Origin of the sequence: Micromonospora sp. H61 (assembly GCF_018070325.1) — a bacterium.
Lineage (GTDB): Bacteria > Actinomycetota > Actinomycetes > Mycobacteriales > Micromonosporaceae > Micromonospora > Micromonospora salmantinae.
Genome location: NZ_JAGPXY010000003.1, coordinates 197,496 through 212,451 on the forward strand (window position 1 = coordinate 197,496; position 14,956 = coordinate 212,451).

14 protein-coding genes are annotated in these 14,956 nt (G+C 69.8%); 6 read left to right on the forward strand and 8 right to left on the reverse strand.

Going from position 1 to position 14,956, the window contains the following annotated elements:
* Positions 1-27 precede the first annotated feature (27 nt).
* From KBX08_RS03695 to KBX08_RS03705, 3 genes are all read left to right on the forward strand, one after another.
* Entirely contained in the window at positions 28-2,472 is a 2,445-nt protein-coding gene (locus tag KBX08_RS03695; protein WP_307850436.1) for a glycoside hydrolase family 2 protein, read from the forward strand.
* Positions 2,473-2,856: 384 nt separating this feature from the next.
* Positions 2,857-3,195 (forward strand): helix-turn-helix transcriptional regulator, encoded by a 339-nt coding sequence (locus KBX08_RS03700; protein ID WP_210781089.1) that lies wholly within the window; start codon positions 2,857-2,859, stop codon positions 3,193-3,195.
* Positions 3,192-4,880, forward strand: coding sequence for a SulP family inorganic anion transporter (locus KBX08_RS03705; protein ID WP_210781090.1), 1,689 nt, complete (start codon positions 3,192-3,194; stop codon positions 4,878-4,880). Before KBX08_RS03700 ends, KBX08_RS03705 begins: the two co-directional genes overlap by 4 nt.
* Positions 4,881-4,957: 77 nt before the next feature.
* Here KBX08_RS03705 and KBX08_RS03710 read toward each other — a convergent pair whose 3' ends face one another.
* Genes KBX08_RS03710 through KBX08_RS03735 form a run of 6 tightly spaced genes read right to left on the reverse strand, consistent with a single transcriptional unit; the run spans position 4,958 to position 9,945 of the window.
* Positions 4,958-5,701, reverse strand: coding sequence for a copper homeostasis protein CutC (locus KBX08_RS03710; RefSeq protein WP_210781091.1), 744 nt, complete (start codon positions 5,699-5,701; stop codon positions 4,958-4,960).
* Complete coding sequence (locus tag KBX08_RS03715) at positions 5,698-6,705, reverse strand: asparaginase (RefSeq protein WP_238691258.1); 1,008 nt, start codon at positions 6,703-6,705, stop codon at positions 5,698-5,700. The genes KBX08_RS03710 and KBX08_RS03715 overlap by 4 nt, the downstream gene beginning before the upstream one ends.
* A complete protein-coding gene (locus KBX08_RS03720; RefSeq protein ID WP_210781092.1) occupies positions 6,702-7,571 on the reverse strand; it encodes an amino acid ABC transporter permease in 870 nt (289 codons plus the stop codon). Before KBX08_RS03720 ends, KBX08_RS03715 begins: the two co-directional genes overlap by 4 nt.
* Positions 7,568-8,212: an amino acid ABC transporter permease gene (locus tag KBX08_RS03725; protein ID WP_091393215.1), complete on the reverse strand. Its 645-nt coding sequence runs from the start codon at positions 8,210-8,212 to the stop codon at positions 7,568-7,570. Before KBX08_RS03725 ends, KBX08_RS03720 begins: the two co-directional genes overlap by 4 nt.
* A gap of 16 nt (positions 8,213-8,228) precedes the next feature.
* Positions 8,229-9,197 (reverse strand): glutamate ABC transporter substrate-binding protein, encoded by a 969-nt coding sequence (locus KBX08_RS03730; RefSeq protein WP_210781093.1) that lies wholly within the window; start codon positions 9,195-9,197, stop codon positions 8,229-8,231.
* A gap of 19 nt (positions 9,198-9,216) precedes the next feature.
* Entirely contained in the window at positions 9,217-9,945 is a 729-nt protein-coding gene (locus tag KBX08_RS03735) for an amino acid ABC transporter ATP-binding protein (protein WP_210781094.1), read from the reverse strand.
* A 164-nt stretch (positions 9,946-10,109) separates the two neighbouring features.
* Between KBX08_RS03735 and KBX08_RS03740 the strand changes: the two genes are divergently transcribed.
* The 3 genes from KBX08_RS03740 to KBX08_RS03750 all read left to right on the forward strand — a co-directional run bounded on the left by KBX08_RS03740 (position 10,110) and on the right by KBX08_RS03750 (position 13,519).
* On the forward strand, positions 10,110-11,282 hold the full coding sequence (locus KBX08_RS03740) for an ROK family transcriptional regulator (protein WP_210781095.1): 1,173 nt from the start codon (positions 10,110-10,112) through the stop codon (positions 11,280-11,282).
* Positions 11,283-11,458: 176 nt separating this feature from the next.
* Positions 11,459-12,286: a DUF3152 domain-containing protein gene (locus tag KBX08_RS03745; RefSeq protein WP_210781097.1), complete on the forward strand. Its 828-nt coding sequence runs from the start codon at positions 11,459-11,461 to the stop codon at positions 12,284-12,286.
* 420 nt (positions 12,287-12,706) lie between these two features.
* Entirely contained in the window at positions 12,707-13,519 is an 813-nt protein-coding gene (locus KBX08_RS03750; RefSeq protein ID WP_210781098.1) for a DUF4352 domain-containing protein, read from the forward strand.
* 257 nt (positions 13,520-13,776) lie between these two features.
* On the opposite strand, the gene KBX08_RS03755 is transcribed toward KBX08_RS03750, so the two are convergent.
* The gene (locus tag KBX08_RS03755) at positions 13,777-13,968 is read right to left on the reverse strand and encodes a DUF397 domain-containing protein (protein ID WP_210781099.1); all 192 of its coding nucleotides are present in this window, start codon (positions 13,966-13,968) and stop codon (positions 13,777-13,779) included.
* Positions 13,961-14,845, reverse strand: coding sequence for a helix-turn-helix transcriptional regulator (locus KBX08_RS03760; RefSeq protein ID WP_210781100.1), 885 nt, complete (start codon positions 14,843-14,845; stop codon positions 13,961-13,963). The genes KBX08_RS03755 and KBX08_RS03760 overlap by 8 nt, the downstream gene beginning before the upstream one ends.
* Positions 14,846-14,956 lie beyond the last annotated feature (111 nt).

The window sequence follows — 14,956 nt, forward strand, 5'->3', positions numbered from 1 at the left end:
TTCGATGCGGGAAGGTGCGGTGAAATCGTGAGCCGACAGGCACTCTACGACGGTTGGACAGTGCGGGCGGCCCCCGGAGCACAGGTGCCCGAGGAGGTCGCCGGCCGGTCCGTGCCGGCGACAGTGCCGGGCTGTGTGCACACCGACCTGCTCGGCGCCGGGCTGATCCCCGACCCGTACCTCGACGACAACGAACGGGCGGTGGCCTGGATCGGGCGCACCGACTGGGTCTACCAGACCACATTCGTCCACCGGGCGGGCGACGACGAGCGCGTCGACCTGGTCTGCGCCGGCCTGGACACCGTCGCCACGCTCACCCTCAACGGTGTGGAGGTCGGCCGCACCGCGAACATGCACCGCGGCTACCGGTTCGACGTCCGACCGCTGTTGCGCGACGGGAACAACGACCTGGTGGTCAGGTTCGACTCCGCGTACCGCTACGCCGAGGCGCAGCAGGAGCGACTCGGCGACCGGCCGAACGCCTACCCGGAGCCGTTCCACTTCATCCGCAAGATGGCCTGCAACTTCGGCTGGGACTGGGGGCCGACACTGGTCACCGCCGGCATCTGGCAGGAGATCAGCCTGCACGCCTGGTCGACCGCGCGACTGGCCACCGTCCGTCCACTGGTCACCATGGACGGTCGCGACGGCCGGGTCGAGGTGCACGTCGAGGTCGAGCGGGTCGCTGACGTCCCGCTGACCGTCCGCGCCGCAGTGGCCGGCGTCCGCGCCGAGGTGGTCGTCCCGGCCGGGCAGCGCACTGCCGTGCTGACCCTCACCGTCCGCGAGCCCGCGCTGTGGTGGCCCCGGGGGTACGGCGAGCAGGCCCGCCACCCGATCGAGGTGACACTGCACGGACCGGACGGCGACACCCTGGACAACTGGTCGCACCGCATCGGCTTCCGCTCGGTACGGCTGGACACCACACCCGACGAGCACGGCACCCCGTTCGCGCTGTCGGTGAACGACGTCCCGGTCTTCGTCCGCGGGGTCAACTGGATCCCGGACGACACGTTCCCCACCCGGATCACCCGGGCCCGGCTGGCCGAGCGCTTCGACCAGGCCCTCGCGGCCAACGTCAACCTGCTCCGGGTCTGGGGCGGCGGCCGGTACGAGTCGGCGGACTTCTACGACCTCGCCGACGAGCGCGGCCTCCTCGTCCAGCAGGACTTCCTCTTCGCCTGCGCCGCGTACCCGGAGGAGGAGCCGTTCGGCACCGAGGTGGCCGCCGAGGCCGCCGAGCAGGTGACGCGGCTCGCGCCGTACCCGTCCCTGGTGCTGTGGACCGGCAACAACGAGAACATCTGGGGCTGGCACGACTGGGACTGGCAGCAGGCCCTCGCCGGGCGCACCTGGGGGCGCGGCTACTACCTCGACGTGCTGCCCCGGATCGTCGGCGAGCTGGACCCGACCCGCCCGTACTGGCCGGGCAGCCCCTGGTCGGGCACCGAGGCGATCCACCCCAACGACCCGGCACACGGCACCACCCACATCTGGGACGTGTGGAACACCGACGACTACACCAAGTACCGGGAGTACGTCCCGCGCTTCGTTGCCGAGTTCGGCTACCAGGCCCCACCGGCGTACGCCACCCTGCGCCGGACGATCAGCGACGAACCGCTGGCGCACGACTCACCGGGCATGGCGCACCACCAGAAGGCGGCCGGCGGTGACGCCAAGCTCCAGCGGGGCCTCGACGCGCACCTGCCCGCCCCGGCGGACTTCGACGACTGGCACTACCTGACGCAGCTCAACCAGGCCCGGGCGATCCAGCTCGGGGTGGAGCACTTCCGCTCCCACCGCGACGTCTGCGCGGGCACCATCGTCTGGCAGCTCAACGACTGCTGGCCGGTGACCTCCTGGTCGGCCGTCGACGGCGACGGCCGACGCAAACCCCTGTGGTACGCGCTGCGCCGCGCCTACGCCGACCGGCTGCTCACCGTGCAACCGCGCGACGGCGGCCTGGCCCTGGTGGCTGTCAACGAGACCGCCGAGGCATGGACCGCGACGGCCGCTGTCACCCGGTTCACGCTCACCGGGGAGCCGAGGGCGAAGACCTCGGTCGACATCGACGTCCCGGCGTACTCCTCGGTGGTGCTGGTGCTGCCGGCGGACCTGGCGCGGTCGGAGGACACCCGGCGCGAGTTGCTGGTCGCGGAGGCCGGTGACACCGCGCAGCGCGCCCTGTGGTTCTTCGCCGAGGACCGGGAGGTGGACTGGCCGACGGCGGCCTGGGACGCGACGGTCGAGCCTGTCGACGGCGGGCGGCGGGTCCGGGTCACGGCCCGCACGGTGCTGCGCGACCTGACGCTCTTCCCGGACCGCCTGGACCCGACGGCATCCGTGGACAAGGCCCTGATCACCCTGCTTCCGGGCGAGTCGGCCACGTTCACCGTGCGCGCGGCCGGGGCGCTGGACCCTGCCGCCCTCACGGCCCGCCCGGTGCTGCGCTGCGTCAACGACCTCGCCTGACGTCCAAGATCGTGCTCGATCCATGGAGTAGTGGCCTTTCACGGCTGCGGAGGCCACTACTTCCTGATGTCCGTTGCGTGACCGCTGGGTGTCTCTGTTGGCGTGTGCCTGAGGTGGCCGGGGGGTGAGGGGCGGTCGGTTGTCCTTTGCTCTGCACCCGCGGGCGCGACGGCTACGGTCTGCGACTGGTGCTTATTGGGGTGCAGAGCAAAGGGGGTGGGGGTGGCCTGTGCCCCCTCACCACGACGAGGGCAGCTGCTGATCAAGGTCTTGCCTAACCGGCCGCCGCGCTAACGCAATGGCGTTGCCTGGGACCCGCGTCGTGGCCTCGAGTTGAAGACTTGTTCAAGTGCTAAAGTCTTCGTATCGATCGGGAGGGTGCTCATGTCGGTGCCGCTGTACCAGGCCAAGGCGGAACTGTTCCGCACCCTCGGGCACCCGGTGCGCATCCGGGTCCTCGAACTGCTCCAGGACGGCCCGAAGCCGGTCCGCGACCTGCTCGCCGCCATCGAGGTCGAAGCCTCCAACCTCTCCCAGCAACTCGCCGTGCTGCGCCGCGCCGGAATGGTCACCTCACACCGCGACGGCCCCCTCGTCATGTACGCCCTCAGCACCCCGGACGTGGCCGACCTGCTGGCCGCCGGGCGGCGGATCCTGGGCGCGGTCCTCACCGACCGGGACGGCCTGCTCGGGGAGTTGCGCGCCACCGGCGCGGACAGGTGAGCGGCGCCATCCCGGTGGCCCGAGAGCGGCTCCTCGGGCTGCTGCCCGGCCGGGCCGACTGGGCCGCGGTCCACCGCTCACCGCGCCGGGACCTGCTGGCCGGGCTCACCGTGGCGGTGGTGGCGCTGCCGTTGGCCCTGGCGTTCGGTGTCACCTCCGGGCTGGGCGCCCAGGCCGGGTTGATCACCGCCGTGATCGCCGGTGCGGTGGCCGCTGTCTTCGGGGGCTCCAACCTCCAGGTCTCCGGGCCGACCGGGGCGATGACAGTGGTGCTGGTGCCGGTGGTGCAGCAGTTCGGAGCCACCGGCGTGCTGATGGTCGGGGCGATGGCTGGCCTGGTGCTGATCGCGCTCGCCGTGGCACGCCTTGGCCGCTACGTCCGCTACCTGCCCACCCCGGTGCTGGAGGGCTTCACCGCCGGCATCGCCGTGGTCATCGCGCTGCAACAGGTGCCCGCCGCACTCGGCGTCAGCGACGCGCACGGGGAAAAGGTCTGGGCCGTCGCCTTCGACGCGGTCGCCCGTTTCGTCGTACACCCGCGGCCGGCCGCGCTCGCGGTGGCCCTCGCCGTCGCGGCGCTGATGCTGCTGGGTGCCCGGTGGCGACCCGGCCTGCCGTTCTCGCTGCTCGGTGTGGGGGCCGCCACCGTCCTCGCCGAGGTCATCCCGATCGATCTGATCCGGATCGGCGCGTTGCCGCAGGGCCTGCCCGCGCCCTCGCTCAGCTTCCTCGACCTCGGCGCACTGGGCGTGCTGCTTCCCAGCGCTCTCGCCGTCGCCGCGCTCGCCGCCCTGGAGAGTCTGCTCTCCGCCACCGTTGCCGATGGCATGACCGTCGGCGAGCGGCACGACCCGGACCGGGAACTCTTCGGTCAGGGGATGGCCAACCTCGCCGCCCCCCTCTTCGGCGGTATCCCGGCGACCGCCGCCATCGCCCGGACGGCTGTCAACGTCCGCGCCGGGGCGGCCTCGAAGCTGGCGGCCCTCACCCACGCCGTCGCCCTCGCCGCCATCGTGCTGGCCGCCGCGCCGTTGGTCGGCCGGATCCCGCTCGCCGCCCTGGCCGGGGTGCTGCTGGCCACCACCGTCCGGATGGTGGAGGCTGGGTCGCTGTGGGCGCTGGCCCGGGCCACCCGGGGTGACGCGGTGGTGCTGGTGCTCACCTTCGCCGTCACGGTGATCTGGGACCTCGTCACCGCCGTCGCGGTCGGCGTCGGCGTCGCCGTGGTGCTCGCCCTGCGCGCGGTGGCCCGCAGCGCCCGGCTGGAACAGGTGCCCCTCGACCCAGGGGAACACAGCGCCGAGGAGTACGCGCTGCTCACCGAACACATCGTCGCGTACCGGCTGGACGGGCCGCTCTTCTTCGCTGCGGCCCACACCTTCCTCCTCGAACTCTCCGAGGTCACCGACGTCCGTGTCGTCATCCTGCGAATGTCCCGGGTGACCACAATGGACGGCACCGGCGCGCACGTCCTCGGCGATGCGATCCGGCGGCTACGCGGCCGCGGGATCATCGTCCTGCTCTCCGGTATCAACCCCGCACACGACGAGGTGCTGGCCACCCTGGGGGTGGCTGACGACCTGCGCCGCGAGGAGTTGCTCTTCCCGGACACGCCCGCCGCCATCCGGTACGCCCGCACCGTCGCGCTCCCCGCAGCGGGCCACCCGATCGTGCTCGATCCATGAAGTAGTGGCCTCCTCAGGTGGGGAGGCCACTACTTCCATGTTCGCGCACGATCACGCCCGGGGGCGCGATCCGACGGTCAGGCGCGGGCGGCGGCGAGCACCTGGCCGACCAGGGCGCCGGAGGTGCCGGAGCGCTCGTACTCGGGCCGGTTCAGGCTGCCACCCATCAGCGGCGCCGGGTTGCGGTGCACGGCCGGGCTGTCCGAGCTGACCAGGGCCGCGAAGTGGTACTCGTCGGCGCCGGTCGCCTCGACGATCCGGGCGATGTTGCGTGGCGTGATGCCACCGCCCGGCATGATGACGATCCGGCCGGCGGCCCGGCGCACCAGGTCGGCGATGAGCGGAGCACCCTCCAGCACGCTGACCTCCTGACCCGAGGTGAGCACCCGGTGCACGCCCAGCTCGATCAGCTGCTCCAGCGCCGCGTGCGGGTCGCGGGTCATGTCGAACGCCCGGTGGAAGGTGATGCTGGCGTCGCCCGCGGCGGCGATCAGCCGGCGGGTGGTCGGCACGTCGACGTCACCCTCGGCGGTCAACGCGCCGATCACGATGCCGTGCGCACCGGCCGCCACCGCGGCCCGGACGTCCCGCTCCATGGCCTCGATCTCGAACGGCGAGTAGATGAAGTCGCCGGCCCGAGGACGGACGATCACGTGTACCCGGATCCGGCTGACCGCGCGCACTGTCGTCTCGATGGTGCCCAGGCTGGGGGTCAGCCCGCCGTCGAAGAGCGCGGAGCACAACTCCACCCGGTCGGCGCCGGCCTCCTCGGCGGCGACCGCTCCCTCGACGCTGTCGATGCAGATCTCGAATGTGTTCATGATTCTTCCTCTTCCGTGCGAGACGTACGAGACGATGCCGTGGTCCAGTCGATGACGGCCGTGACGGCACCAACGGGTACGCCGCCGCCGAGCACCGGCACCTGGCGCAGCGCGTCGGCCCCACCCACCGGTACGCCCACGGCGTCGAGGGCGGCGAGGGCGATGGCGGTGGTGGCTCGGGGCGAACCGTCGATCGCCTTCACCGCCACCGCGTGACCGTCCGGTGCGGCCACCGCGAGAACGCCTTCGGCCCCGCCCTTGGCGAGGACGCCGGGCAGCGCCCGCATCAGGTCGGTGTTCGGGTGCCCGTTCCAGCCGCCGACGTACTCCGGGTGTTGGCGCATGGCCTGCGCGACCAGCGCCTCGTCGCTGCCGGCCGGCGCGGTGACCAACGCCTGGAAGGTGCGGGCCAGGCCGGTCAGCGACAGGCCGAACAGCGGTGCCCCGCAGCCGTCGACAGCGTGGTGCGCGATCGGCGTGCCGGCCAGCCGGGCGACGGCGGCGGCGGTTTCCCGCTGGAGCGGGTGGTCGGGGTCGAGGTAGTCGTGGGTGCTCCAGGACCGGGCGACGCAGGCGACGAGCATCGCGGCGTGCTTGCCGGAGCAGTTCATCCGGACCCGGTCGCGCTGCCCGTCGGCGCGGATCAGCCGGTCCCGGGTCGGTTCGTCCTCCGGCCAGTCCTCCGGGCAGCCGAGGGCGTTCTCGGTCAGGCCGGCCCCGGCCAGCATCGCCCGCACCACCTCGACGTGCCTGTCGTCGCCGGTGTGGCTGCCGGCGGCGAGGGCCAGCGCCGGGCCGGTCAGCTCGTCGCCCGCCGCGATCCGGCAGGCCAGTGCCTGCACCGGCTTGAGGGTGGAGCGGGGCAGCACCGGCTCGTCGGGTACGCCGGCGGCGAGGGCGACCTTTCCGTCCGGGGCGAGCACCACGACGCTGCCGTAGTGCCGGCTCTCCACGAAGCCGTTGCGCACGACCCGGGCCAGTTCGGCGTAGCGGAAGATGGTCACCGGGGAGTGTTCCCTTCGAGGAGTGGTGGGGGCAGCTCGGCGCTCCGCCGTCCGCGCCGTCCACCGAAGCGGCCGTTGCGGGCCTGGAGGACGCGGGCGAACTTCGACAGCGAGGCGTTGACGACCAGGTAGATCAGCGCCACCACCAGGAACGTCTGGATCAACAGATGGGTGTACGAGGAGAGCACCTGCCCGCTGTAGAGCAGCTCGGTGTAGCTGACCACGAAGCCGAGCGAGGTGTCCTTGAGCAGCCCGACGAGCTGGCTGACCAGTGACGGGGCGAGTTGGAGCAGCGCCTGCGGCAGGACCACCAGCGCCATCACCTGCCCGCGGCGCAGCCCGACCGCGAGCCCGGCCTCGGTCTGCCCACGGTCCAGCGCCAGGATGCCGGACCGGAAGATCTCCGCGAACGCCGCCGAGTTGGAGACCACCAGCGGCACCACGAGCTTCCAGAACAGCGGGAAGTTCAGCCCGTACTGCGGCAGGGCGAACAGCGTCACGTAGATCAGCAGCAGGGTGGGGACGGTCCGGAAGATCTCCACGTACGCGCCGGCCAGCCAGCGCAGCGGTCGGTGCGTCGACAGCCGGCCGAGCGCCAGGAGCAGTCCGAGCGCGGCGCTGAGCACTGCGGTCGCGGCGGCGGCGCGCAGCGTGGCCCACAGGCCGTTGAGCAGGTACCGCCAGATGGGCCAGGTGGTGAACGGTTCCCATCGGGCGGCGGCCAACTCGCCGTGGCTGGCGAACTGGTAGACGGCCGCGACCAGGGCGCCGGCCAGGAGAACGGCGCCCAGCACTGTGGCGATCCGGATCCGCCGCTGGGCGCGCGGGCCGGGTTCGTCGAAGAGGATCTGTTGCGTCTTGTTCATCGGACGATCGCCAGCCTTCGTTCGAGCAGGCCGGTGACCTGACCGATGATCAGCGCCAGCAGCATGTAGGCGAGGCCCGCGCCGGTGAAGACAGCGATCGGTTGAGCCTCGACCAGGTTGACGGTGTTGGCGGCCTGGGTCAGCTCGACCACGCCGACGGCGGCGGCCAGCGAGGTGTTCATCAGCAGCGCGATGCAGATGTTGCCGATCGGCTGGATCACCGCCCGGAGTCCCTGCGGCAGGATCACGTGCCGCAGGGACTGGCCGAAGGTGAGCCCGATGGCTCGGGCTGCCTCAGCCTGGCCCACACCGACGGTGTTGATCCCGGCGCGGATCGCCTCGGCCAGGTACGCCCCCTCGTACACCGCGATGACGATCGCGGCTGAGGTGAACAGCGGGAACGTGATGCCGATGGTCGGCAGCGCGAACACGAAGAGCACCAGTAGCGCCAGCAGCGGCAGGTTCTGGAACACCTCCACGTACGCGGTGCCGATGGCGCGCAGCAGCGGAACGGGGGCGATGCGCAGGGTGGCCACGACGATGCCCAGCAGCATCGCCCCGACGGTGGTCACGACGGTCAGTTCGACCGTCGTGACCAGGCCGTGGCCAAGCTCGCTCAGGTGGGAGGTGAGGGCTTCCATCGGTACGAGAGGCTGCTCAGGAGCCGTCGGCGGAACCGAGGGCGGGCGGGGTGGGCGCCCCGCCCTCCACCACCGAGCCGAGGGTGCCTTCCCAGACCTTCGCCCAGGTGCCGTCAGCCTGGATCTTCTTCAGCCAGTTGTTGACGAACTCCTTGAACTGCACGTCCTCCTTGTTGAGGCCGATGCCGTACGCCTCGGTGGTGAACGGCTCGCCCACCACCTTCATCCCCGGGTTCGCCTTGGCGCCCGAGGCGAGCAGCGTGAAGTCCTGCACGTACGCGTCGCCGCGCTTCTGCAGCAGCGCCTGCAACGCCTGCGGGTCGGTGCCGAAGGCGATCTGCTTCGAGCCGGGCGCGGCGGAGGGCAGCGCGGTGACGGCGGGGGTGTTCGCCCCGACGATCACGGTCTTGCCGGCGAGGTCCTTCACGCTCTTGATCGAGGTGTCGTCCTTGCGGACCCCGACGGCGAGGCCGGAGGTGAGGTACGGCCCGGCGAAGGCGACCTGGGTGGCCCGCTGCGGGGTGATCGTGTACGTCTGGAAGACCGCGTCCACCGACTTGGCCTGGAGCATGGCCTCCCGGGTCTGGGTGCCGATGGTCGTCGTCTTCACCTCGGGCTTGCCGATGATGTACTTCGCCAGCAACTTCGCCATGTCGGCGTCGAAGCCCTCGATGGTGCCGCTGACCGGGTTCTGCTGGGCGAGCAGTGGCGCGTCCAGAGATCCGCCGATGTTCAGGTAGCCGCGCTTGCGGATCGCCTCCATCGTCGAACCGGCCGGGATGTCCGCGTCGGTGGCCACCGGGGCGGCGTCGTACACCGATTGGGCGACCACGCCGTCGCCGCCCAGGCCGGGGTTGCCGGGCAACGTCGGAGCGCTGCCGCCGCTGTCGCCGCCGCAGCCGGCGGCGGCGAGGGCCACCGCCACAGCGGTGGCGGTGAGGGCGAGCGACCGCCGCCCGGTGAAGCTCATCTTGAGGATTGACATGACACCCTCCCGTTGGGGGCTAGTGCTGGAGGATCTTGGATAGGAAGTCGCGGGCCCGCTCGGTGCGCGGGGCTGCGAAGAAGTCGTCGGGTGCGCCGGATTCGACGATCCGGCCGTCGTCCATGAAGACCACCCGGTCGGCGGCGCGACGGGCGAAGCCCATCTCGTGGGTCACCACGATCATGGTCATCCCCTCGGCGGCGAGGGAGACCATCACGTCGAGCACCTCGTTGACCATTTCCGGGTCGAGGGCCGAGGTCGGCTCGTCGAAGAGCAGCACCTTCGGTTGCATCGCCAGGGCTCTGGCGATCGCGGCCCGCTGCTGCTGCCCGCCGGAGAGTTGGGCCGGGTGGTGGTCTGCCTTGTCGGCGATACCGACGCGCTCCAACAGGGCCATCGCCTGCTGCCGCGCCTCGGGTCGGGGGATCCGGCGGACCCGGGTGGGGCCGAGGGTGATGTTGTCCAGCACCGTCTTGTGGCCGAAGAGGTTGAAGGACTGGAAGACCATGCCGACATCGGCGCGCAGCCGGGCCAGCGCGCGGCCCTCGGCGGGCAGCGGCTCACCGTCGATCTCGACGCTGCCCTGCCCGGCGGTCTCCAGGCGGTTGAGGCAGCGGCACAGTGTCGACTTGCCGGAGCCGGAGGGCCCCACCACGACGACCACCTCGCCGGCGGCCACCGTGAGGTCGATGTCCTTGAGCACGTGCAGCGGACCGAACCACTTGTTCAGGCCGCGTACCGACACCATCGGTCGGTCCGCATCCGTCGTCTTCGGTGCCACCAGACGGGCCTCACTTCCTTCGACTACAAAACTAAGTCAGCTTCATATCGAACCAACAGCGCCATCTAAAGGTAGCCAGGAAACTAAGTCAACCGGTTGCTTGAACAAACTCCGGGTGCTAAGAAGCTGACGTGACGATTGACGACGCGCCACGCGATGCCCTCCGGGGCGGCCCCCGGGAGCTACTGCGCTGGGTGGCCACCGGTGCGGCCGTCAGTCGGGCCGACCTGTCCCGCCTCTCCGGGCTCTCCCCGTCGACGGTCTCCCAGCGGGTCGAGGCGTTGATCAGCCAGGGGCTGCTGGAGGAGGCCGGCGCCGGGCGGTCCCGGGGTGGCCGGCGACCCCGCCAACTCGCGGTGCCCACCGGCGGCGCCGTGGTCGGCGCCATCGACCTCGGCGCGCATCACGCCCGCGTCGGTGCGCTGGACCTCTCCGGGCGGGTGGTCCAGGCCCGCACCCTGCCGGTCCGCATCGAGGACGGCCCGGAGGCGGTGCTCGGCGCGCTACTCGCCGAGGTCGCCACGCTGGTGGGCAGCGCCCCGGCGACCGGCGGCTCGGCGTCAGGTGCGCTCCGTGGCATCGGCATCGGGATTCCCGGTCCGGTGCAGCACTCCACCGGGCGGATAGTCAGCCCGTCGCGGATGCCCGGCTGGAACGGCTTCGACGTCGCCGCGTTCTGCGCCGACCGGGTCGACGTGCCGGTCATCGTGGACAACGACGCCAACCTGATGGCGCTCGGCGCGCACCGCACCGCGCATTCCGAGTTGGACCACGCTGTCTACATCAAGGCTGGCACCGGAATCGGCTCCGGGGTGATCTCCAGTGGACGGTTGCACCGGGGCGCGCAGGGCTCGGCCGGGGACATCAGCCACTGCCGGGTGGTGGCCGATCCCGCGCCACCGTGCACCTGTGGCAACGCCGGTTGCCTGGAGGCGGTGGCCAGCGGCGCCGCACTGGTCACCGCGCTGCGGGAGCAGGGTGTGCCGGTCTCCGACCTGACCGGTGTGATCCGCCTGATCGACGACGGTGACCGGCAGGCCACCGCCCTCGCCCGGCAGGCCGGTCGCGCAGTCGGCGAGATCCTGGCCGTGGTGGTCAACTTCTTCAACCCGCAGGTGGTGGCCATCGGTGGTCGGCTCGCCGACTGCGAGCCGCTGCTGGCCAGCATGCGGGCCACCCTCTACGAACGGTGCCTCCCGCTGGCCACCCAGACCCTGCTCATCGAACGGGTCGCCGCCGGCCAGGACGTCGGCATCACCGGTGCCGCCCACCTGGTGATCGACCACGTCGTAGCGTCCGCCTGATCTCGCTCAAAGCAACCGCAGTGGTCACCTAGGGTTATCTTCTTCTGTGTAGCATGCCGGATCTATCCGATTTTACGCGTGCGTCGACACCAATCATCCTGACAGTTTCCTTACAGGCAGTCACGTAGCCTTCCGATGTTCCTCACTCACCCGTGACTGCCCCAGGAGGTTTCGACGTGCGGATCAACGGACGGCTGCTCGTGCCGATCTCGTTGGCAGTGGTGCTGGCAACCGCCGCCTGTGGCCTGTCGGCACCGGCGTCCGGGCAGGCCGAAGTCCCACGCTCCGGCCCGAGTACGCACAGCTCAGCTCCGAGCCCCAAGGACACACCGACCTCCAGCCCGACTCCGGAGATCCCGACCGACGCGCAGATCCCCACCAGGGCCGCCGGCACCTTCACCACCGCCACCGGCAACGGTCGCGTGATCGGCAAGGGCAAGAAGCGGGTGCGCTACAGCGTCTCGGTGGAGAAGGGCATCGCCTGGGGTGACATCCCCGCCTGGAAGCCGGACCGGTTCGCCGCGAGCATCGACCAGGTGCTGGCCGCACCGAACGGGTGGGCCACGTCCGCACAGCACCCGGTCACCAACGCCGCGGTGAACCTGACCCGGGCGTCGTGGTCCTTCCAGCGGGTCGGCACCTCTAAGGTCGACGTCGACGTGCGGCTCGCGACACCGAGGACAGTGGACAGACTCTGCGGCGCTAGTGGCGTCGACACCGAGGGCGTCTACTCCTGCAAGTACGGCAAGACCATCATGATCAACCTGCGGCGTTGGCTCCAGGGCTCACCGGGATACCCGGTCAGCATCGACGAGTACCACGCCGGCGTGATCAATCACGAGTTCGGCCACTTCCTCGGCTTCGCCCACATGAAGTGCGGCGGTCGCGGCAAGCCGGCCCCGGTCATGATGACCCAGACGATGGGCCTGGGCGGGTGCGTGCCCAACGTCAGCCCGTTCGTCGGCAACGGGCAGTTCGTCAGCGGACCGTGGGCGCCGTCCTGACCTGGTGATCCGGACTTGATGGCCTGCGGTCCACCGAATTGGACGGTTTCCGTGGGGTCGCACGGTCGAGAATGGGTACCGTGGTCGATGTCCTTCCGGCCGTGCTGGGTCTGCGGCGAAGGCGCTCTTTCCTCCCGGCCCCTGACCGGGGAATCACAGGCCAGCCGTCAGACAAAGAGGCCTTTTGTAGGATATCTGACAGAGCTGAGAGTGGAGGTATTTGGATATTCGCTGGACCGAGTTCAAGAATTGCCTGAACGGCTGACATTGGTCTGGTCAGACCGGGTGCTTTATAAGCTGCCTCGTCGTGTGGTTCCAGCCCGGCCGGAGGACTAATCTCCAAGGGTGCCTATGGCACTGTGCAAAGCGCTTTGCTTCTTTGCGCAGCAGCGCCAGTCAAGACCCGGGAGACACCACTCGATGACGGCACCCAACGAGCCTCACCAGAATCAGCTCCCCGCCGGCCAGCCGCCGATGCCACCGACGGCTCAGTTCTCGCAGGTGCCCGCCGGGCAGTTCCCGCCGCCCCCATTAGGTCAGTCTCCGCCGCCGCCCGGCCAGTTCCCGCCGCCGCCCGCCCCAAAGAAGCGTGCATCCTGGCTACTTCCCACTCTCATCGGGGTCGGCGCGTTCGTGGTGCTGTGCTGTGGTGGCGCCATGGTGGTCAGTCTTACCGCTGATGACAAGAAGGTTGACGCCGCCGCCGTTAGCAGTGGCGCACCCGCCGCCACGAACAGCGTTGCCGCGAGCGCAGCGCCACCGGCAGACGAGGCGGTCGCACCCACGCCGGCCAAGACTTCGGCGGCTCCCGCAGAGACGAAGCCCAAGGTAGCCGGCATCGGCGACAAGGTGCGCGGCGGTGATTTCGAATTCACCGTCAAGAGCGTGAAGTGTGGGATCGCGAAGGTAGGCAGCGAGTTCCTCAACACCAAGGCGCAGGGCACGTTCTGCAGAGTCAGCGTGACGGTCAAAAACGTTACTAAGAAGGCGCACAGCTTCCACGCCGACGGCAGTATTTCCGCGCAGGACGGGAGTGGCCGGAAATACGAGGTCGACGGCGAGGCCGGGATCTACGGCAATGATGACGGGCAGGGATTCCTCGATGAGATCAATCCGGGCAACTCGGTGACCGCGAACGTGTTCTTCGACGTTCCGAAGGGCACCAAGCTCAAAACGATCACCCTGGACGCCGGGCTGTTCACCCTCGCCGAGGACGCCGTCGTCGCACTCTGACCGCCGCCAAGCCTCCCGGCGATGATGCCCAGACCAGTGTCACGATGCGCTCTCAACGCCCGACACGTCCACCGAAGTTCTCGACCGGCCGTCGCACCTGGTCCGCCTGAGTGAAGAGCGAGGCCCCCGGCAAGCGCTGGGGGCCTCGTCGTTAGGGCAGGTGTTGGGTAGTGATAACCGCAAGTCAGCGTGCGCCGGGTTACGTCTGAGGAGTCACCTGACGAAGGCTCAACGTGAGCGCGCTCGCTGCTCACAGGTTAGTGGCGGTGGGTTCCCCGAACGAAGCTTGCCCAGGCGGTGGGGGAGAAGGTGAGGGCCGGTCCGTGCGGGTCTTTGCTGTCGCGTACGGCGACGATGCCGAGCAGGTTGTCGGCAACCTCGACGCACTCACCGCCATTGCCCGCGCTGCGGGTGCTCTTGCGCCAGGAAGCGCCCGTCAGGTCAACCATGGTGAACCTCCCCGATGATCTTGTTGATCAGTTGGAACGATTGTCCCTCATCGAGGGCGAGTGACAGCAGGCTCGACCAGACCTTCTCATAGGTCGCGAACTCATTGGGACGGTCGAGGTAGAGAGCGCCCGTGATCGCCTCGCTGTAGACCAACGGCGGCTCAGGCATGCTTCGGTTGCCGATCGGAAAATCAAGAAGCACGAACTCGCCAGCAACGGTCCCGTGGTGGGGCCCCGCGATCAGGGGTAACACGCGAATCGAGATGTTCGGCAGGCGGGTCAACCGAAGTAGGTTGTGGAGTTGATCCACCACGGTCTCGGGGCCGCCTACCGGCCGAAGGAGCACCGACTCGCAGAGCACCACCTGCACCTGCGGAGCCCGTGGCAGGCGGCGGGTCAGCAGGGACTGTCGTTGTAGCCGAAGCTCGACCGCTCGCTCCCGGTCATCGTCGCTCATGTCCGGCTGGTCGATGCGGTAGATGCCCCGGGCATAGTCGCGGCTTTGAAGGATGCCAGGCACAAGACTGTTCTTGTAGAAGCGGAGCTTCGACGCGGCGGATTCGAGGCCGACGTACAGCTCGAACCATTCCGGGACGGCATCGCCGTACGCGTGCCACCAGCCCTTCGCCTTCGTCTCGCCGGCCAGGGAGATGAGCGCCCGGGTCAGCTCGCCCGTCGCCCCGTACAGCTCGCACATCGCTCGGACGTCGACGCCGCGCACCGAGCCGAGCCCGCTCTCGATCCGCCACACCTTCTGCCGGCTGCACTCCAGCGCTTCGGCGACCGCGTCGAGGGTCGCTCCCGCCTCGGTGCGCAGGTCACGCAGTGCCCTGCCGAGCTGGCGTCGGGGCACCGTCGAGCCCATGTCATCGGCCACCCGGCTCTCCTTCCTGTTGAGTTTTGCAACATCCCGACAGCCGTTCTGCAACACCGGAATGTTGCCCATAAATAGCGGAACAGTGTGAGTCGACATTCATTGCGATGGTGC